Annotated in this window: 13 protein-coding genes; 10 read left to right on the top strand and 3 right to left on the bottom strand. The window is 32.8% G+C overall.

The window, feature by feature from the left end; all coding sequences use genetic code 11:
• Positions 1-89: 89 nt before the first annotated feature.
• Together dnaX and JBL43_RS13180 are read left to right on the top strand one after the other, a co-directional pair.
• The gene (dnaX, locus tag JBL43_RS13175) at positions 90-1,802 is read left to right on the top strand and encodes a DNA polymerase III subunit gamma/tau (protein WP_198841882.1); all 1,713 of its coding nucleotides are present in this window, start codon (positions 90-92) and stop codon (positions 1,800-1,802) included.
• 7 nt (positions 1,803-1,809) lie between these two features.
• Positions 1,810-2,391: a MiaE family protein gene (locus JBL43_RS13180; protein WP_138949260.1), complete on the top strand. Its 582-nt coding sequence runs from the start codon at positions 1,810-1,812 to the stop codon at positions 2,389-2,391.
• A 934-nt stretch (positions 2,392-3,325) separates the two neighbouring features.
• On the opposite strand, the gene JBL43_RS13185 is transcribed toward JBL43_RS13180, so the two are convergent.
• Positions 3,326-3,661 carry a DUF4870 domain-containing protein gene (locus tag JBL43_RS13185; protein ID WP_198841883.1) on the bottom strand — a complete coding sequence of 112 codons (336 nt, stop codon included), beginning with the start codon at positions 3,659-3,661 and terminating at the stop codon, positions 3,326-3,328.
• A gap of 123 nt (positions 3,662-3,784) precedes the next feature.
• Here JBL43_RS13185 and mnmE point away from each other — a divergent pair, with 123 nt between their 5' ends.
• From mnmE to JBL43_RS13215, 6 genes are all read left to right on the top strand, one after another.
• Positions 3,785-5,197 carry a tRNA uridine-5-carboxymethylaminomethyl(34) synthesis GTPase MnmE gene (mnmE, locus tag JBL43_RS13190; RefSeq protein WP_198841884.1) on the top strand — a complete coding sequence of 471 codons (1,413 nt, stop codon included), beginning with the start codon at positions 3,785-3,787 and terminating at the stop codon, positions 5,195-5,197.
• A 530-nt stretch (positions 5,198-5,727) separates the two neighbouring features.
• The gene (locus JBL43_RS13195) at positions 5,728-6,600 is read left to right on the top strand and encodes a phosphodiester glycosidase family protein (RefSeq protein WP_198841885.1); all 873 of its coding nucleotides are present in this window, start codon (positions 5,728-5,730) and stop codon (positions 6,598-6,600) included.
• A 32-nt stretch (positions 6,601-6,632) separates the two neighbouring features.
• Complete coding sequence (locus JBL43_RS13200) at positions 6,633-9,887, top strand: SusC/RagA family TonB-linked outer membrane protein (RefSeq protein WP_198841886.1); 3,255 nt, start codon at positions 6,633-6,635, stop codon at positions 9,885-9,887.
• Positions 9,888-9,913: 26 nt separating this feature from the next.
• Complete coding sequence (locus tag JBL43_RS13205; RefSeq protein ID WP_198841887.1) at positions 9,914-11,635, top strand: RagB/SusD family nutrient uptake outer membrane protein; 1,722 nt, start codon at positions 9,914-9,916, stop codon at positions 11,633-11,635.
• Positions 11,636-11,668: 33 nt separating this feature from the next.
• Complete coding sequence (locus JBL43_RS13210; protein ID WP_198841888.1) at positions 11,669-12,838, top strand: Sb-PDE family phosphodiesterase; 1,170 nt, start codon at positions 11,669-11,671, stop codon at positions 12,836-12,838.
• A 240-nt stretch (positions 12,839-13,078) separates the two neighbouring features.
• Complete coding sequence (locus tag JBL43_RS13215) at positions 13,079-13,438, top strand: hypothetical protein (protein WP_198841889.1); 360 nt, start codon at positions 13,079-13,081, stop codon at positions 13,436-13,438.
• Positions 13,439-13,621: 183 nt separating this feature from the next.
• Here JBL43_RS13215 and JBL43_RS13220 read toward each other — a convergent pair whose 3' ends face one another.
• Positions 13,622-14,812, bottom strand: coding sequence for a glycoside hydrolase family 18 protein (locus JBL43_RS13220; RefSeq protein ID WP_198841890.1), 1,191 nt, complete (start codon positions 14,810-14,812; stop codon positions 13,622-13,624).
• Between the two features lie 225 nt (positions 14,813-15,037).
• On the bottom strand, positions 15,038-16,732 hold the full coding sequence (locus tag JBL43_RS13225) for a histidinol-phosphatase HisJ family protein (RefSeq protein ID WP_198841891.1): 1,695 nt from the start codon (positions 16,730-16,732) through the stop codon (positions 15,038-15,040).
• Between the two features lie 656 nt (positions 16,733-17,388).
• Here JBL43_RS13225 and JBL43_RS13230 point away from each other — a divergent pair.
• Together JBL43_RS13230 and JBL43_RS13235 are read left to right on the top strand one after the other, a co-directional pair.
• The gene (locus tag JBL43_RS13230; RefSeq protein WP_198841892.1) at positions 17,389-17,805 is read left to right on the top strand and encodes an HYC_CC_PP family protein; all 417 of its coding nucleotides are present in this window, start codon (positions 17,389-17,391) and stop codon (positions 17,803-17,805) included.
• Positions 17,806-17,912: 107 nt separating this feature from the next.
• Positions 17,913-21,689, top strand: coding sequence for an efflux RND transporter permease subunit (locus tag JBL43_RS13235; protein WP_198841893.1), 3,777 nt, complete (start codon positions 17,913-17,915; stop codon positions 21,687-21,689).
• Positions 21,690-21,695: the final 6 nt, after the last annotated feature.

Genomic DNA, 21,695 nt, shown 5'->3' on the forward strand with positions numbered 1-21,695 from the left:
TATAGAAAACAATAATCTTGACCTCTCCGAAGGTGAGGTAAAAAATTTGTTGGAATTTGAATTTTAAATTTTGATTTTTTAAATTTTCTATGGAACATTTTATAGTATCGGCACGTAAATATAGACCTCAGGTTTTTGATGATGTTGTGGGGCAAAAAGCCATTACAAATACGCTAGAAAATGCTATAAAAAACAACCATTTAGCACAAGCTTTGTTGTTTACAGGCCCCAGAGGAGTTGGAAAAACTACATGTGCAAGAATTCTAGCAAAAAGAATTAATCAAGCCAATGCAGAAACGATTGACCCTAATGAAGATTTTGCTTTTAACATCTTTGAATTAGATGCAGCTTCTAATAATTCGGTTGATGATATAAGGAATCTTACAGATCAGGTTCGTATACCTCCACAAACAGGAAAATATAAAGTTTATATAATTGATGAGGTACACATGTTATCTCAAGCTGCGTTTAATGCATTTTTAAAAACTTTAGAAGAGCCTCCTGCTCACGCTATATTTATTTTAGCAACCACAGAAAAACATAAAATTATTCCTACCATTTTATCAAGATGTCAAATATTTGATTTTAAACGGATTGGTGTTGTTGATATCAAAGAATACCTACATAAAATAACCAAGGAAGAAAAAATTGAGGCAGATGATGATGCCCTGCATATTATCGCTCAAAAAGCGGATGGAGCTTTACGTGATGCTCTTTCTATTTTTGACAGAGTCGTTAGTTTTTCTAATGATACTATTACAAGGCAGGCCGTTGCAGAAAACTTAAATGTATTAGATTATGATTCTTATTTTAAGATTACTGATTTAATTCTTGAAAATAATATACCTCAGGTATTAATTGCTTTTAATGAAATTTTAGCTCAAGGTTTTGAAGGTCATCATTTTATTGCTGGTTTAGCATCACATTATAGAGACCTACTTGTTGCAAAAGACAGTATAACTATTCCATTATTGGAAGTTGGTGAGTCTACAAAAAAACAATACGACGAACAAAGTAAGAAATGTGAAATATCCTTTTTACTTAAAGGGATTGATTTAGCCAATGACTGCGATTTAAAGTACAAAAGCAGTAAAAATCAACGGCTGTTAGTGGAATTAACTTTAATGCAATTGGCATCCATCACTTTTCCGAATACGGACGAAAAAAAAAAGCATAAAAACTACATAATTCCCGCCATACACTTTATAAGTACTTCTGTTGCTAAAAAAAATAAAGTGGCTCCAGTACTTTCTAAAAAGCCAACGGCTGTAGTTGAAAAAACTAAAATTAAGGAAGCACAAAAGACACCTATAGAGAAACCAACGCTATCCACAAGAACAACAAGGCGTTCTTCTGCCCTATCTCTTAAAAGTATTCATAAAAAGAAAGAAACCGTTAAAAAAACGGATGATGAATTAGAAGATAATTCTAATAAACCAAGGGACGAATTTTCAGAAGCTGAATTCTTAGAATTTTGGAAGCAATATATTGAAGGATTAGAGAAAAAAGGCGTTCGTAACCTGGTCGCTATTTTAAAAGCGGATATTCCTAAAGTTAAAAAAAACAGCATTCAATTAGATATGCCTAGTGCAATGATGAAAACCGAACTTTTAAAGGTAAAACCTAAATTAGTACGCTATTTTCGTGAAAAACTAAATAATTACGGCATTGATTTGGTGATTAATATTAATGAAGATAATCAAAAAAAATTCGCCTATACGCCACAGGAGAAGTATAATAAATTATTGGAAAAGAACCAGGCTTTGGCATTACTAAAAAGTAAATTTAAACTCGATTTATAACAAAACTATGTTAGGACTTAAATTTGAAACAGAAACTTCATGGGCAGAAATTGCCAAAAATGATTTACAGCAAATATTAACAGATCATGCATTTTTAGAGCAAAAAGCGGCTTCTAATGCGGTTTCTATTATCATAAATTACTCTGAAGAAACAGAATTAGTTTCGGCAATGAGTGAAATTGCCATAGAAGAAATGCAACATTTTAAAATGGTGCATGATTTAATGACTGCAAGGGGGATGGTATTGGGCAGATCTCAATCAAATAACTATGCCAAAGATTTACAAGGCTTTTTTGTAAAAACAAAGGACAGAAATGAAGCTTTAATTCAACGTTTATTAGTTGCAGCACTTATAGAAGCTAGAAGTTGTGAACGTTTTAAAGTGTTTTCAGAAAATTTGGAAGATCAAGAATTATCTGAATTTTATAAAGATTTAATGATTTCTGAGGCCAATCATTATACTTTGTTCTTAGGTTTTGCGAGAAAATATCAGGATAAAGATATTGTCAACAAGAAATGGGATCAATTATTAGCCTTTGAAGCAGAGTTGATGAAAGCAGGAGGTAAAACAGCAAAAGTACATGGCTAGAAAGCAACTCAAACGATTCAACTAACGATCTCAAATAATTTAAGAGGAACTAGAACAGTTATAATATTCAACAAATAAAATGAATTTGCGTATACCATTAATAGTTGCATTTCTAAGTCGCCTATTTGTTTTGTTCCAAAAAAGTATTTCCGAGATAAATACCTATCGTGAATAGTACTATAGACTTTATGAAAACTGGTAGAAAATAATAAGAAATAAATTTTTGATTTTAAAATAGTAAGGAGAAAAGCTACTTGTAGTGTTAAGCTCATACTTAACCTTTCGCTTCTCTCCTTTCTCCCCTGAGTTAAACTCCTAAGAGTAATACTTTTATATTTTTTACTAATTCTACTTTTAATAGAAGGAGAAAAGCTACTTGTAGATTTGAATCTTCATTCATAATTTTCACTTCTCTCCTTTCTCCCCTGAGTTAAACTCCTAAGAGTAATACTTTTATATTTTTTACTAATTCTATTTTTAATAGAAGGAGAAAAGCTACTTGTAGATTTGAATCTTCATTCATAATTTTCACTTCTCTCCTTTCTCCCCTGAGTTAAACTCCTAAGAGTAATATTTTTATATGTATACTAACTTTAGTTTAATAGAAGGAGAAAAGTTACTTGTAGATATGAACTTTAATTCATAATTTTCACTCCTCTCCTTTCTCCCCTAATTTTAGTATTCAGATATTATAACGTCGTATTTTCGTTTCTATTATATATTAATTTTATAAAGCAAATGTATGTTCTCAGACCATACCAGTCAATAGTGTAAATGGGTGTTTTTAAAAATCAAGGAAAATGGGTAGTTTTTAGGTTTTTACCTAACGCGTTGACATTCAATTATTTCAATCGTTTGTTTTGATGCTAAGGATGAACATTGTTATAAATAAATTCAAAAATTATAGAAAAATAATTCTAAATATTTTCATCATTTAAAGAATTTTTAGGGAAAATGGGTAGTTTGGGGGCTCATTATTACTTGCTTTTATCGCATTTATTATTGGGAAAATAAAATAAAAGACACCAATTACTGCAAATCCAAGTAATCCTAGACCAAAAAATAGTATTAATGGAATACATATTAGCATGTAAATTATCATACTTAACCGAAAATTGATAATTGATCTTCCATGTTCGTCCATAGTAAAAACTTTATCCTTATTTGTGATCCATATATATAACGGTACTAATAATCCTCCTACTAAAGTTACCAAATCTAAAAGTTGGCTTAAATGTGTAATTACAATTAATTGATTGTTTCGCTTCATAGGATGTGTTTTAGAGTGTTTGTTTTCTTATAAGACGCATTATTTTAGAAAATGTTACAAACATAGCTTTACTAAACACCCGTAAAACAAGAGAATTTGCTACTTTTGCATAGAAATTAAATTATGAATACACAAGATACAATTATTGCTTTAGCAACTCCTTCCGGTTCTGGTGCCATTGCCGTTATACGGTTATCAGGTAGTAATGCCATTTCTATTGCCAGTAGCTATTTTAAGTCTATTCATAATAAAAAATTATCCAATCAAAAGACACATACGATTCATTTGGGTAATATAATTGATGGTGAGCGTGTAATTGATGAAGTTTTAATTTCTCTCTTTAAGAATCCTCAATCATATACTGGTGAAGATGTAGTTGAAATTTCTTGCCATGGCTCACTATATATCCAGCAAGAAATTATGCAACTTTTTGTGAGTAATGGATGTAGAATAGCTGACCCTGGTGAATTTACTTTACGAGCTTTTTTGAACGGTAAATTAGACCTTAGCCAAGCGGAGGCTGTAGCTGACCTAATAGCTTCTGATTCCAAAGCTTCTCATCAAATTGCCATGCAACAGATGCGGGGTGGTTTTTCTAATGAAATTGAAAATCTGAGACAAGACCTTTTGAATTTTGCTTCTCTAATTGAATTGGAATTAGATTTTTCTGAAGAAGATGTTGAATTTGCAAATAGAGACGATTTCCAAAAATTGGTCACTAAAATCTCAACTGTCCTAAAAGCATTAATTGATTCGTTTGCTTTTGGTAATGTTCTAAAAAACGGTATTCCAGTTGCCATTATCGGAGAACCCAATGTAGGTAAGTCTACATTATTAAACACATTATTAAATGAGGAAAAAGCAATAGTAAGCTCTATTGCGGGTACAACTAGAGATGCCATTGAAGATGAATTAATTATTGAAGGAGTAGCGTATCGCTTTATTGATACGGCCGGAATAAGAGATACCACTGATGAAATTGAGAGTATCGGAATTAAAAAAACTTTCGAAAAAACGGCACAAGCTCAATTGATTATTTATTTATTTGACGCATCAATAATTAGAAGTAGACATGATGGTGAAATAACTGAATTATTGAATTTGATCAAACATGAAATTGAAAAGGTTTCCATAAAGTTTCCTGATAAAAAAATGTTGATAATTGCAAATAAATCTGATTTACTTTCCGAAAAAGAAATGGATCAGATTGAAAACCAAATTCCTAATATCTTATTTCTTTCTGCAAAAGAAAACGAAGGTATTCATGAATTAAAAGATCAACTAACTGAATTATCTAATATTGGAGTCTTAAGTAATAATCAGACCATTGTAAGTAATAGTCGCCACTTTGCCATATTAAACAAGGCCCTAATTGAAATTAAAAATGTTCAATTTGGAATTGACAACAGCATCAGTTCTGATTTAATAGCTATCGATATCCGCCAAGCCCTACTCTATTTGGGTGAAATTACTGGAGCAGTAACTAATGAGGATTTGTTAGGTAATATTTTTGCTAACTTTTGTATTGGGAAGTAAATTACATCTTTTAGTTTTTACTTCATCTCTTTTTATTGCGGAATACAAACCATTGCCCACATAATTAACTTTCTTTAATCTTACGTTATTACGACAATATAACCTCTTTGGTACTACACATATTAATTTTGTTGCACAATGTTACTTCATAATGAAAATAGTCCTTTTATTAAATTTAATGTTAAGTTAATTTTATAATGGTTTGTGAACTTAACGTTATTACAATTCTCTTATAATTACCATCACTTTAAAAAAAATGTTATAATAATAAATAAAATTAGACTTAGAAATTACGTAAAACTAAAAATATAAACACCACTACTGCATACATTTAAAAACGTTTTGTTAAAAAATTAAAATTTATAAAATTCCATTTCTACGATTTTTATAGCATAATCTTTTTTAATCTTTCCAATAACTTAAATGTAATACTTCTCTAACAATAAGTTAACCCATTCGGTACTTTCTGGTTCTGTTTAAATAATAATTTTGGGAATCAATTTTAACACTAAAACGTAAAATTTTTACTCATGTATAAGAAGTTACTCTATCTATTTTTTAGCATTTGTCTTTTTTCATGTGCAACTACAAACGAGTCAAATGTTGTCACAGTACTAACTACAAAGGACGGCTCCAACATTCAAAAGATTCAAAGTATTAACTGGACTAAAAATAAGATTCACCCAAAAATCAGTTGGAATCACCATCAGTTTCAAGATCTTTTTTCTTCTATACAAAGTATAACCGTGGTAGAAATAAAAAGTCCAGGTAAAAGAATAAAAGCTGCAGTCGAATACGCTACATCTGGATTTATAAAAACAAGTGATTTTGCTAAAAGCTCAGAAGCATTGGTGGCTATAAACGGCTCCTTTTTCGACACCAAAAATGGAGGCTCAATTGTCTTTTTTAAGAAAAATGGATTAATTATTAATCAAACTAAAGAAGGTTTTACCCCGACAAGAGAATCAGTTGGATTTTCAATTAACAAAAGCGAATCCATGGAAATTATAAAAAAACCAATTAATGGTTGGGCTGGTGCCACGGAAAAAACCATTTTAAGCTCTGGCCCATTACTTCGTTACCATGATGTTAATGCCTCTCAAGAAAAAACCAAATTTAATACAAATAGACATCCTAGAACAGCCATTGGACGCACCCAAGATGGTCGAATATTAGCTGTTGTAGTTGATGGGCGTTCCTCGCAAGGGCAAGGAGTTTCAATAAAAGAATTAGCTCAACTGATGCACGCGTTGGGCTGTGTTGACGCTATGAATTTAGATGGAGGCGGATCTTCTACCGTATGGATAAAAAATAGTGGCATTGTAAATTTTCCAAGTGACAATAAAATGTATGATCACCAAGGTGAACGTGCTGTAGTAAATGCAATAATTTTTAAAGAATAATAACTTTTAATACCCAAACCTAAATTAATATTATGAACATTAGAAAATTACGAAGTGTATGGTTTTTAATTTACCTGTTGTATTCAATCAACAGTTTTTCACAAGAAATAAAAATTGATGGAGAAATTAAAGATGAAGAAAACATAGCCATTCCCGGCGTTACTGTTTTAATAAAAGGCACCAAAAAAGGGGCAGTTAGCGATTTTGATGGGAAATTTACGATTACAGTACCTGATGGCGAAAATAGTATTTTAGTTTTCTCATCTGTCGGTTATAAAACTCATGAATTAAAAATAGCAAATCAAGTAAATCTACAAGTCCGCCTGCTTGTAGATAATGAAAGTTTAGAAGAAGTAGTTGTTGTAGGGTATGGCACACAGAAAAAAGAAAACTTAACTGGTGCAACAAGTCAAATTGAAGCTAAAGATATTGCTTTAAGACCTTCATCCAATATTTCAACGGCATTACAAGGCTTATTACCAGGCTTAAATATTCAAGTAAATTCTGGAGATCCTTCTGCAACACCAGACATCAACATTAGAGGGTTCAACTCTATTAATGGAGGTAGTCCATTAGTCTTAATAGATGGTATCGTAGGTGATATAACACGGGTTAATCCACAAGATATAAAAAGTGTTACCGTTTTAAAAGATGCTGCTTCAGCGGCAATATACGGAGCTAGAGGAGCCTTTGGGGTAATATTAATAACCACTAAGACAGGTAAGCCAGGAGAAATGAAGGTAGAATACACCAACAATTTTGCATGGACTACAACCACGACGCGAACTGATTATATTTCTGACCCTTATGTATATGGTAAAACAATAGATGCCGCAATTTTCGGTTACAATGGAACTAGTTTCACCGGTTATAATGATGATGATTGGGAGACCATTCAAGGAGTTGCCAATGGCACAATAGAACCATTTCATCAAGTGCAACCTAATGGAACTAATAAGTTTTTTTATAAAACAGATTGGTATAATTATTTATTTAAAAAATGGCAACCTTCACAAAACCATAATGTTTCTATTTCCGGAGGAACAGAAAAATTACATGGATATTTGTCAGGAAGATTGTATGATAGAGAGACCATAAACAATTTTCAAGATGGTGGATTGAAACAAAACAATATAAAGACAACGCTAACCTTTAAGCCAACAAGCTGGTTAGAGCTATCAAACAATGTTTTATTTAATCGTGAGCAAAATAAAGAGTATGGAGGCTTTAGAAGTGGGTATGGAGGTATTTGGAGTACTACAACTTGGTATGACTTAGCAGCTTTTTATCCAAATGAAATGGATGGGATTCCAACGGATATTGGAAGAAGTGGAAATGGTGGTCAAGGTGGACATGCAGCTATGGAAGCTGGTAATAATTATCGCACTTTCAACTCAGAAGAATTTACCAATACATTTAGGGTCAAAATAACCCCAGCTAAAAATTTAGAACTAAATTTTGATTACAGTAATAGAATTTCTAATATTTCTAATAGTTACCGACTAAACGAATTTGAATATTTAGCATCTAGCCGTCTTACAATGCAAACAGCAGGATTAAATAGGTTGACTGAATATAGAAATAGAAATTACTATAATGCTATGAATATATTCGGATCTTATTCAACATCAGTTGCAGAAGATCATAATTTTAAATTACTATTAGGTTATAATCAAGAGGACTATGAAGCTGATAATGTAACTGCAGAACAGGGAGGTCTTTTGGTAAGAGATGAATCTAATCTTTCTTTTGGCACTGAATTGTTACGGGCAGATGGTTCTGCTCAACTTTGGGCCGTTCAAGGTTTTTTCGGACGATTTAACTACGATTATAAAAATAAATATTTGCTAGAAGTAAATGCTAGATACGACGGATCCTCACGTTTTCCAAAAGATAGTAGATGGGGATTCTTTCCATCAATTTCTGCAGGATGGCAAATTAATCGTGAAGATTTTTGGGAACCACTTAGTAGCACTGTAAGCACAATTAAACTTAGAGCTTCTTATGGTGAACTAGGAAACCAAAGTATTGGTGTAAACACTTTTCAAAGTTTGATGGGAACAGGTCAAACAAGCTGGTTAAACAATGGTGATCGATTAAATTATGTAAGTGCTCCAGGGCCTTTACCAACAACCGTAAGTTGGGAGACTACAAAAAGTTTAGATTTTGGAATTGATCTTGGATTTTTTAATAATAAATTAAATGCTACGTTTGACTGGTACGAGAAAAACATTGAAGGAATGTACTTGCCAGGAACACCGTTACCAGCAGTATTTGGATCTTCAGAACCTAAAGAAAATTTAGCTTCTTTACGTAATAGAGGTTTTGAATTGAGCTTGAACTATAGAAATTCTTTTATTGTAGGAGGATCTCCGCTATCATTAAGTGCAACAGCAACAGTTTCTAATTTTAAAGGAATTATTACAAAATACGAAAACCCTGAAGGTTTAATGAGCTCATACTGGGAAGGTCAAGAATTAGGTGTGATTTATGGTTATCAAACTGATGGTCAATTTCAATCTGATGAAGAAGCGTTGGCTTATCAGAATTCATTTGCAAATCCATCAGGTGACTTAAGTCAAGTTTATAGATACATTCTTAACATTGTTCAGAATAGTGAGTGGAATAAATTAAGAGCAGGTGATGTTAAATATCTAGATACAGATGGTGATGGAAGTATTGATCGTGGTAATTATACGTTAGACGATCATGGAGATTTAAAACCAATTGGTAATGCAATGCCAAAATTCCCATTCGGATTTAATATCAATGCTTCATGGAAGGGTCTTGATTTATCTATTGCAGGTGCTGGAGTTGGTAAACAAAATTGGTACCCAACTGGTGATATCTATTGGGGTCCATACCAAAGACCCTATTTAACTTTAATAAGAAAGGATTTAGTAGACCAAGCATGGACAAGTGAAAGCCCAGGTCAGTATCCTCAAATCTATAGAGGCTACTCTTCTTTAGGAAGCGGTCGATCACTCTACGAAATGAATGACCATTATCTTAAAAATATTGGATATTTAAGAATCAAGAACCTTACTTTAGGATATACTATACCTGAAAACCTAACCTCTAAATTTAATATTGACCGCCTGCGTTTCTATATTAGTGGAGAAAATATTCTTACCTGGAGATTTGGAGATTTAACAAAATACGTTGACCCTGAGCAAGCAGGATCAGCTATAAACTATTCAAGCCCAGGTAGTGCTGTTGGTCGTGCTGATTTACGGTCTTATCCAATGGGAAAAACCTTCTCAATGGGCATAAACATATCCTTATAATTAATAAACATTTAAGCTTTTTAAAAATGAAACATTTAACTTATTTATTGCTCATACTATTGACATTTTCAAGTTGTGAAGACTACTTAGAACGTGCTCCTAAAGATCAGGTTGATTCAGCGTTTTTCTTTAATTCAGCCAAAGACTTAGAAGTTGCAACTAACGATTTTTACTCAATGTTACCAGGTAAAGAAGTATATACTGATGATTCTTCTTCTGATAATGTAGTAACATTATCCACTGCTGATAGATTGAAAGGAACTAGAATTGTACCTACAAAAAGAGGAACTGGAGGGTGGTCATGGAGCAACTTACGTGATATCAATTTTTTTCTAGAGAATTATACAAAAGTTGATGATGAAGAGGCCCTGAAAGAATATGGTGGAATTGCGAGATTTTTCAGAGCATTTTTCTACTTTGATAAAGTTAAAGATTTTGGTGATGTACCATGGTATAGTAAAGTATTAAATGCTGGAGATGAGGATTTATATAAAGCTCGAGATTCAAGAGAACTGGTTATGGATTCAATAATGGCTGATATTGATTATGCTATTGAAAACATTCCTGCTCAAGTTGAAGTAAGTAAAATTACCAAGTATACTGCACTAATTTTAAAAGCAAGAATTGCCTTGTTTGAAGGAACTTTTAGGAAATATCATAATTTAAGTGGTCATGCAGCCTTTTTAGAAGCCGCTGCTGATGCTTCTAAAAAATTGATAACCTCTGGTACATATTCTATTTATTCTATTGGAGGTCCTGAAGCTGCATACCGTAATTTATTTTCAAGAAATGATCAAGATGCTACAGAAACTATTTTAGCAAGAGATTTTGATCGCGAAAAACAAACACATAATCTTGGCTACTTAATGACAGCTCCTACCAATGGAGCCTACGGACTTACCAAAGATTTAGTAAATAGCTATTTAATGTCTGATGGATCACCATTTACAAATAAACCAAACTATGGTACAATGCAATATTATCAAGAAATACAGAACAGAGATCCTAGGTTAACGCAAACCACCGCTGGACCTAATTTTATTGTTAATGGTGAAGGCTCGGTTGAGCCAGTGACACTTAATGGAACCACAACAGGTTATAGAATTATCAAAGGCTTGCCATCTAGAGATCAATGGAATGCCGCATTTTTTGATGTCGTAATTTTTAGATACGCTGAAGCTCTTTTAATTTATGCTGAGGCAAAAGCGGAATTAGGTACATTAACCCAAGAAGATTTAGATATTAGTGTAAATGTTTTAAGAGATCGTGTTAGTATGCCTCATTTAGTAATGGAAAATGCAAATACTAATCCAGATGCTTATCAAGATGCAATGTATACCAATGTTGATAATGGAGCCAATAAAGGAGTAATCTTAGAGATTAGAAGAGAAAGAAGAGTCGAATTGTTTAATGAAGGTCTGCGTTGGGACGATTTAATGAGGTGGAAAGAAGGAAAAAAAGTTGAACAACCCATGCTTGGATTATACTTTCCAAATTTAGGATCTTTTGATTTTAATAATGATGGAACAGCAGATGTTTATGTACACAATGGAGATATTTCAGGTGCACCAACTGGGATAACTTCATATATTAATGTGCAACAACGAACACTAACCAACGGTAATGAAGGTAATTTAAATCCGTTTAGTGAAGGAGGATCTTTTGATGAAAGTAGAGATTATTATTATCCAATTCCTTTAGAAGATTTGGCATTAAATGATAACTTAATTCAAAATCCGAATTGGTAAACTGTCGCACCAATTGTTGAAATCAATTAAATTATGAAAATAAATATTATTGTAGCCTTTTTTAGTACTTTGTTGGTTAGCGTAACATGTATTGCCCAAGAATTAAAGAGGAATAATCGTTTAAATATTCCAGATATTCCAGGCTATATGACATTAAAAGCAGATTTTCATTTACATACGGTCTTTTCGGATGGACATGTTTGGCCTACTTTTAGAGTAAGAGAAGCTCAACAAAACGGCTTAGATGTTATTTCATTAACTGAGCATATCGATTATGAAGGTTTTCCAAATGAATTGGCCTATAATCGAGAAAGAGCATTTGAAATTGCAGAAGCAGCAGCAGAAAACACAGAAGTATTAGTAGTACGGGGAGTCGAAATTTCTCCCCGTGTTCCTCCTTACCATCACAATGCTCTTTTTCTTAAAAATGTTGATAAAATACCCTATCAGTATATGAAAGACACACATAACACCTTTATTATGAAGGATAAAATTGAACGATCAGAATTGTTGGCACCGTTTTTAGAAGCACAACGTCAAGGTGGTTTTGTATTTTATAACCACCCCAGTTATAATTGGTGGGATAAAAAAGATACTCTTTTGTTTACAGATTTCCATCAAGAATTATTAGATAAAGAAATTTTGGCTGGTGTTGAGGTTTCAAATTCTGGTAGATATAACAAGATTGCCCATGAGTTTGCTGAAAAATATGATTTAACTATCATATGTAATTCAGATGAACATTACGATATAGCTTCAAGGTATAAAGATAATCATAGACCGATGACTTTAGTGTTTGCCAAAGAGAAAACAGAGGCCGCAGTCGCCGAGGCACTTCGAAAAAAACGAACATTGGCCTATTTTAGAGACTATTTAGTTGGACGTTTTCCAGAAGCTGATGCTTTTTTTAGAGCTTCAATTGAAATTATTCCAGAAAAAGGAAAAGGTAAAAACTCTCCTTTATTAAAAGTTCACATTAAAAATACTACACAAATACCTTATCGAGTTCAGTTGAAAACAGACTATTTAATAGAAGATTTACCCTTAGGCCAACTAATCATTCCTGCAAATGAAACTAAAACCATTATTCTAAATCCCATTTGGAAATACCCTAAAATTATCACTTTAGATTTTGTTGTTCAGAATATATTAGTTTCCCCAGAAGAGGCTCTTAAAACAACTATCACAGTTCCTATTGACTAAAAAACTTAAATAAAAACAAAAATAACTATTATGGAATGAGTAATAACTAGAATTAATATACATTAGCAACAGCAAAACCGTTGACATCCACTACTTCTTCACCACTACTACCCTATTCTTTAAAAGTTAATCTATATATATTCTAAAAATAAAACATAAAGAAATGATTGAATGTATTTTACCATGGTGTAAATTTATTTAATTGATAAAGTATCTTTGCAATTCAAACCTGATGCTACTATGAATATTTCAAATCTTATAGGAACGTATAACATTATTGGAAGTAACCAAGATGATACTGATATTAATTACAAAGGAACACTAACTTTAAAACTTGATTCAGATAACAGAATACAAGCAAAATGGTTAATTAATAACAACCAAGAACAAAATGGAACAGGTTTTTTTAAGGATAATATATTAGTAGTTAACTTTAATTATTTAGGAGAAAATAATATCATTTTTAAGGGTGTTGTAGTCTATAAATGCATATCGAAGGATATTTTGGAAGGGTTTTGGTCTGAAGAATTTGGAGATCCATTATATCTCGGTGAAGAAAATTGCTTCAGAGTAAAAGATAAAAATGAACTCATAAACTAAAAAATTTCTATAAAATTTACTAAAAGCGAGATTAAATCTTTTTTGTAGTCAATAATTTTTAATATAATGAACAGCAATAAAAGATATTTTTTTAGAGGACTATCTTAAATTATATTTTTTGATTTATAAATTTTATGGTAGATATCAATTTTATGGATGGCTTGAGGTTTATCTAATAGCCTATCATTTCTTTTTTGAAGTATCATAAATTGCTTTCAAAAGACTATTCTTCTCATCCGTATCATTGCCCAATTCCCAAAACATAATTCCTCCCAAATTATTTTTTATAGCATATTCTGTTTTTAGTTTAACCGAAACGGTATCGTCATAAGAGATAAAAATACTGTCCTTGGCACTAAACAGATAAGGTGCTTTCGCAATGGAATCCCAATATCTTTGATAATTACTGTTACTTTCAAATTGATTTCTAATTTGCATATAGGGACTCCATCCTATATATGACCCCGTATTGGTTTGATATAAGCCATTATTAGTAGGTGGTACTCCTTTCCAAGCCCTACCGTAAAAGGCAGCCCCAATAACAATTTGTTCTGGTGAGATGCCATTTTCAAGGCAATAATCAATTATCTTCTCCGCTGATTGGGGCTCAAAGCTATAACCGTTCTTTTTCATTTCCTCATTTTTGGCATCAACAAATTTTCCATAAGGTGTAGCCTTCAAATCCACTGATTTGATCCAACCTAGAGCCGTGTGATGACCTGTAAAGGTGGACGTTGCAATAATTTGATCATAGGTCATTACATTTATATAATCGACATATTTCATCACCTCCTTAATCTCTATATTTTTATAATAGTATTTCCATCCTGCGGAAGCAAAGGTTAAAGTCTGCTTATTATCTAAAGTATTCAAACCTTCCCTAAGTTCCTTCATTAAAAGCGTGAAATTTTCTTTGTCTTCAGGCCTAGCACCTGTATTAGCCGCAGGAATACCCGGATATTCCCAATCTATATCCAGGCCGTCCAATTTATATTTTGTTATAAATTGTACTACACTGCTTACAAATTTTTGCCGATTTTCCGCAGTGTGAGCCATGTCAGAAAACCCATCTGCCCCCCATCCTCCGCATGCAATCATTACTTTTAAGCTCGGGTGGTTCTTTTTCTCCGCTACCAATTGTTGAAGTTTAACTACCAAACCCTCATTACTAAATTTCATTTCACCATCAATTACTTTGGTGAAGGAGTATATAATATGCGTCAATTGATCTAATGGAAGTTGCTTGGGATTATTATACCATCTTGGGACATAGTAGGCTATAACAGCGATTGGGTCTTTTTGGCTATCATTGTTCCAATCCTTAGGAAGGATAAAAGCAATGAGTATAAAAAACAAATAACCGAAATATTTCATTTTGAAAAATTTTGTAAACAAATTTAACGAAAAAAAGAATATCAATAGTGGTATTATTCTTCCTTAAAGACAGAATGAAAAACAATATCTTATATAAATAGCAAATAGTATTCTGCTATTCCCCCACCCCAAACACCACTACCTCAATGTTTATGGAAATAAAAAAAATATCGGTAAATAAATCTTTAAATTTATATTGAAAAAACCGAAATTTTATTGTTAAGATTACATACTATAAAATTCAATCAAATTTGCTTCATAATATTGATCCCCTAATTTGGTTAATAAATTACGAATCACATTACTGTCACCATCTATTGCCAACGCAGAATAACCTACATTATTCAATTTACCTAATCTTAAATCTATAATATTAATATCTTTTGAAGATAAAGCAGAGAGCAAAATCAACAACACTCCAGGAGCATTTTTATGTTTGGTTAATATTACTTTTTCACTTAATGCCAATTTTAATTCAACACCATCCATTTCTAATAAATAAACACCTTCTCTATAGTAATTTGGCAATCGGGCATTCTTTTTATAGGTTAAATTATGAAACAATTCAGCACTCGCACTTGTACCATTTACAAAGTCAATGGCACTTTGAATGTTTCCATTATCACTTTCAATCGATAAAAATGCCACTGCAGTACCATCATTATTTGACTTTAATCGTGCCGTTTCAACGTTTATTCCTTCAGAGGCCAAAGTATTAAACAATGAAGAAATAACTCCGGGTTTATCTACATGTTCAGAAAACAATCCATTTACAGGTAAATCTGCAGATATTGGAATTTCATTTGTAACCGTTATTGACTTTCCCCATTTACGTATTCGAATTGCATTGTAATCCCCCATTCCTGTAGAATTTTTATAGATGTCTACAAATTCTAAAAATGAGCCCCCAAAAGAAAAATCAGGAATAATTCTTCGATGGGCTATATCCAATCGTTGATTTAGCAATTCAATACCTTTATTTAATACCGTATATTTCACTTTTAAATCATGATCATCATAGATGGTACGATTCTCTGGAATTAATTTTGAATAACTAACATAGCTATTATAACCTGCTTCTTGAATATATTCAAGACTCTCCTTAAAATTTAATGCGTAATAGCGAACATGATGCGTATCGGTTCCTACGCAAACTGGTATTTGAAGTTCATTTGCTCTTCTTAAGATACTCTGAATCGGATAAACACCTACTCCTTTAAATTTACCTGCCATATCTACATCTATTGAAAGATTCCGATCCGCAATCAACTCTAATAGTGTTCTAACCTTATTTGCTAAAGGATGTGAACTCGTCTCAAAATTCAATAATGCTTCAGGCATATCAACATTCAGTTTTGGTAAATCTATATGCCCAACAATTTGAATCATATCACCAAAACATTCAATCATTTGAATAGTTTCGTTAAAATAACCATCCCAATAGGCCTCCAGACTTCCTCTCATTTCCAACAATTGGAGAGCTTCCTCTTTTGAACCATCATAAGGCAAACCTTCTGGTGCAAAATGTACTGAGCCAATAACATAATCAGCACCTTCTGCCTGAAATATTTTTGAACGACTCCACTGCAATCCTAAATCAGCACCCATCCATTCTAGCTCAACACCGTATTTAATATTTATTTTACCTTCGTACTTTTTACGAAGACCCGCAATTCGTTTTGGATAATTTAAATATGATCTATTGCCACGAATAAACTTTACGTTTGTTTCTCTTTCCGCTATATATCTAAAATTTGTTAAGCGAGGAGAGTGTATTATAAAGGTAATACTCGGATGATTTGCTTCTATAGCTTTATCAACAACTTTTTCTAATTTATCAATACCATGTTTTACACGATCTTGTTCGGTTCCGGCATGAATACCATGTGTCTCCCAAATAAAGTCATTCAGTTTTTTCATGTGTTTATTTTTATTTTTTTAGCGGACATCCCCTCCCGTCCCAACGCTTCGGGATCGGGTTCGAGACTGTTCGCAAATAATCATTTCCTTAGGTGATAAAATTTTGAACATGCTCGTTTCATCAATCAATTGCTTTAAAATTTATTTACTGACTTACAAAATTAACAATTGGTTTAGAATTAATGGCTAAAATATCATTTGTTTTGAATTTAATTCAATAGCGTATTTCAATAATTAGTCTTGAATAAATATAATATGCCCATATAACACAAAAATAACTAAGGCTAAAACAATAGTTTCATAGAACCCTTAAACACATATTGTAAGGAACATAAATCTTATTTTAATGACATTTAATAAAACAACATCCACAAAAAAAAAGCAACCAAAAATGTACTATTTCACTACTACTCTACTCATGAATACCCTTTTACTTAAAACGTTATTAAGATGTGTATTACAAAGTAATGCTATTTATTATTGTAAAGATGTAATCTAATAAAGAGTGAATTAGTAGTAAGAAAAATTGGAATTAAATACTTACGAAACTTAAGTTATATAAACGACTCATAAAATAATAACTAAATAGAATATTTATTTTTTTAACAAAATTTTTAACTACTCCTAATTCTAGTTATTATACCTTTGCATTACTGATGAAACAACTATTTTTCAAAATATCATCCTTTTTAATGGCAATTGTAGTTTTGTTCTCTACGATGTCATTTAGTATTGAAACGCACTATTGTGGAGATACTATGGTTGATACCGCTATCTTTCATAAGTTGGAAACATGTGGAATGGAAATGAAAAAATCTACCGATTCTTCAGATTGCAACGTTACCATAAAAGATTGTTGCACTGATGAACAAATAAGTATTGAAGGACAAGATGAACTAAATATAACATTTGATACTTTAGCTTTTGACCAACAACTTTTTTTAACCTCATTTGTTTTTTCTTACAATACCCTTTTTAACAGTTTAGAAGAAAATGCAGCTTTATACAGAGATTACATTACTCCACTCGTCATAAGGCAAATTTACAAGCTTGACGAGACGTACATAATTTGATTTTTAAACAACAGACTTTTTTATCCAGTGGATGCTTTCCATTAGGATAATTCCTTGTATTCGGTGTTTTCTTAACACCATTGTCTAATTGTTTAATTTTCAAGCCAATGCTAAATAAAAGCATAAAATTTCTAATAGAAAACAAACTTGTTGCAGTATTAATGCTCGTTCTATTTATAGGATGGGGTACAGTTAATGCTCCTTTTAATTGGGATACTGGTTTTTTACCAAGTAAACCCGTAGCTGTTGACGCCATACCCGATATTGGAGAAAATCAACAAATCGTTTTTACAAAATGGGATGGTCGTTCTCCTCAAGATATCGAAGACCAAATTACGTATCCATTAACCAGTTCACTTCTAGGAATTCCAGGCGTAAAAACGGTTCGTAGTTCCTCTATGTTTGGGTTTTCAAGTATCTATATCATTTTTGAAGAGGAAATAGAATTTTATTGGAGTCGAAGTAGAATTCTCGAAAAATTAAACTCATTACCCAGTGGTTTATTACCTGATGGTGTTAATCCTGCTTTGGGGCCTGACGCCACAGGTTTAGGACAAATATTTTGGTACACACTAGAAGGTCGAGATGAAAAAGGTAATGTAACTGGAGGTTGGGATTTACAAGAATTACGAAGTATTCAAGATTACTACGTAAAGTATGCGTTGTCATCTGCAAGTGGTGTATCAGAAGTAGCCTCTATTGGTGGTTACGTTCAGGAATATCAAATAGATGTAAATCCCGAATTGATGCGTCAGTACAAAATCGAGTTGAATCAAGTTGTAAAGGCGGTTAAGGAGAGCAACAGAGATATTGGTGCACAAACATTGGAAATTAATAAAGCCGAATACTTGGTACGCGGTTTAGGATATGTTAAGTCTATTGCAGATATAGAAAATGCAGTGGTTACCTCTGAAGATTTTACTTCAATCAAAATCAAAGACCTTGGCAATGTGTCTTTAGGTCCAGCCGCACGAAGAGGTATATTAGACAAAGAAGGTGCTGAAGTAGTAGGTGCAGTTGTAGTAGCTCGTTATGGGGCTAATCCGATGGAAGTAATCAATAATGTAAAAGAAAAAATAAATGAATTGAGTGCTGGATTACCTTCAAAAGTATTGGCAGATGGAAGAACGTCTCAAGTAACCATCGTCCCTTTCTATGACAGAACAGAGCTCATACAAGAAACGTTGGGAACACTTAACGAAGCTTTGACATTGGAAATATTGATAACAATTTTAGTCATTATTATTATGGTTTTTAATCTTCGTGCATCTATCCTGATATCCGGACTTTTACCCGTCGCTGTTTTAATGGTGTTTATTGCAATGAAATTTTTTGGAGTAGATGCTAATATTGTGGCGTTATCAGGTATCGCTATTGCAATTGGTACCATGGTCGATGTAGGTGTTATACTATCTGAAAATATTATCAGGCACTTGGACGAAGATGATGGAAAACTACCGATAAACACGGTTGTTTATAATGCTACTGCGGAGGTATCTGGAGCAATTGTTACGGCAGTAATGACCACCATTATTAGTTTTATTCCCGTCTTTACAATGATTGGTGCAGAAGGTAAATTATTTAGACCATTGGCATTTACAAAAACCTTTGCATTAACGGCATCTATAATCGTGGCGTTGTTCTTAATCCCTCCTTTCGCAGCCTTTTTGTTTAGAAAGAAGCGTATAAAAAAGACGTCTGGATTTGTAATCAATGGGCTCTTAATTGCATTTGGTATCACAACCATTTTCTTTGGATATTGGTTAGGGGTAATCCTAATTGCATTTGGTATTACTACGCTATTGAAATTACAAGATAAGTTGACAGAAAAACGGGCCAATTTCATTAACATTGGTATATCAGTTTTCGCAATTTTAATCCTTTTAGCCGAATATTGGCGACCTTTAGGTGTTGATAGAAGCATGCTATGGAATCTTGTCTTTGTTGGATTAATCTGTTTTGGGCTAATAGGTGTCTTTATCTTATTCAGACACTATTATACACTGATTTTAAGATGGGCTTTAGCCAATAAAATACTATTCTTATCTATACCAACGCTCATTGTAATCGCTGGTATTTTTATTATGAAAAACACAGGAAAAGAGTTTATGCCTTCTTTAAATGAAGGATCATTCTTATTAATGCCAACTTCTATGCCACACGCAGGAGTGGAAGAAAACAAACGGATTTTACAACAATTGGATATGGCCGTGGCCAGTATTCCTGAAATCAAAACAGTTGTTGGTAAATCAGGGAGAACAGAATCTGCATTAGACCCAGCCCCCTTATCCATGTATGAAAATGTTATTCAGTATAAATCAGAATATATATTGAATGAAAAAGGAAAAAGGCAACGTTACAAAGTGAATGATGAAGGTTTTTTTGAAAGTAGAAATGGTAGTTTGATTGAAAATCCAAATAAAGCGGTTGGTTCTAAAGTCGTTGAAAATGCTCGAAAGGCTGGTGAAAAAGTTTTAATAACAGTAGACGAATCATCTAAAAACCTAATTGTTGATGATGATGGCGAATTTTTCAGAAACTGGCGACCAGAAATAAAATCACCTGACGATATATGGAAAGAGATCGTAAAAGTTACTAAGTTACCAGGAGTTACATCCGCACCTAAATTACAACCCATTGAAACCCGATTGGTAATGCTCCAGACAGGTATGCGTGCACCCATGGGCATTAAGGTAAAAGGACAAGATTTAAAACAAATTGAAGCTTTTGGAATTCAATTAGAAACAATTTTGAAACAAGCTGAGGGTGTTAAAACCGAAGCTGTTTTTGCAGATAGAATCGTAGGAAAACCCTATTTATTAATTGATATAAACAGAGAAAAACTTGCACGATATGGGGTAACGATTGAAGAAGTACAGAATGTACTTAAAGTAGCCGTAGGCGGAATGGTATTAACACAAACCGTTGAAGGTCGCGAACGTTATGGGGTTCGTGTTCGCTATCCGAGGGAATTGCGAGAAAACCCGAACGATTTAAAAAAGATTTACATTCCTGTTGAAAAAGGTAACCCCGTGCCATTAAGCGAATTGGCCACCATTCGATACGAACAAGGACCGCAAGTCATTAAAAGTGAAGATACCTTTTTAGTGGGTTATGTATTGTTTGACAAATTAGATGGTTTTGCAGAAGTTAATGTAGTTGAAAATGCCCAATCTTTGATTCAGGAGAAAATAGATTCAGGTGCATTGATCGTTCCTAAGGGTATCAACTATCAATTTACAGGTACCTATGAAAATCAATTACGAGCAGAGAAAACCTTAGCTGTAGTAGTGCCATTAGCGTTGGCCATTATATTCTTGATTTTATATTTCCAATTTAGGTCAGTAGCCACATCATTAATGGTTTTTACGGGAATTGCCGTAGCCTTTGCTGGTGGATTTATAATGATTTGGTTATACGGTCAAAATTGGTTTTTAAACTTCAGTTTTTTCGGAGAAAATTTACGAGAATTATTTCAAATGCACACCATTAATTTGAGCGTTGCCGTATGGGTTGGTTTTATCGCCTTGTTCGGTATTGCCACAGATGACGGTGTGGTAATGGCAACCTATTTAACCCAAACCTTTGATAGAAATACACCTGATACAAAACATGAAATAAGAGCCTCAGTAGTTGAAGCTGGTGTAAAACGTATTCGGCCCTGTTTGATGACCACGGCAACGACTATATTGGCATTATTGCCCGTTTTAACATCAACCGGACGAGGAAGTGATATTATGATACCTATGGCAATTCCGAGTTTTGGCGGTATGCTCATTGCATTAATAACCTTATTTGTTGTTCCTGTTCTTTATAGTTGGAAACAAGAATTTTTATTAGAAAAAAGAGTAAAGAATATTGATAGTAGAGAGAATAGAATATAGACTAAA

Source organism: Aureibaculum flavum, from assembly GCF_016406085.1.
Lineage (GTDB): Bacteria > Bacteroidota > Bacteroidia > Flavobacteriales > Flavobacteriaceae > Aureibaculum > Aureibaculum flavum.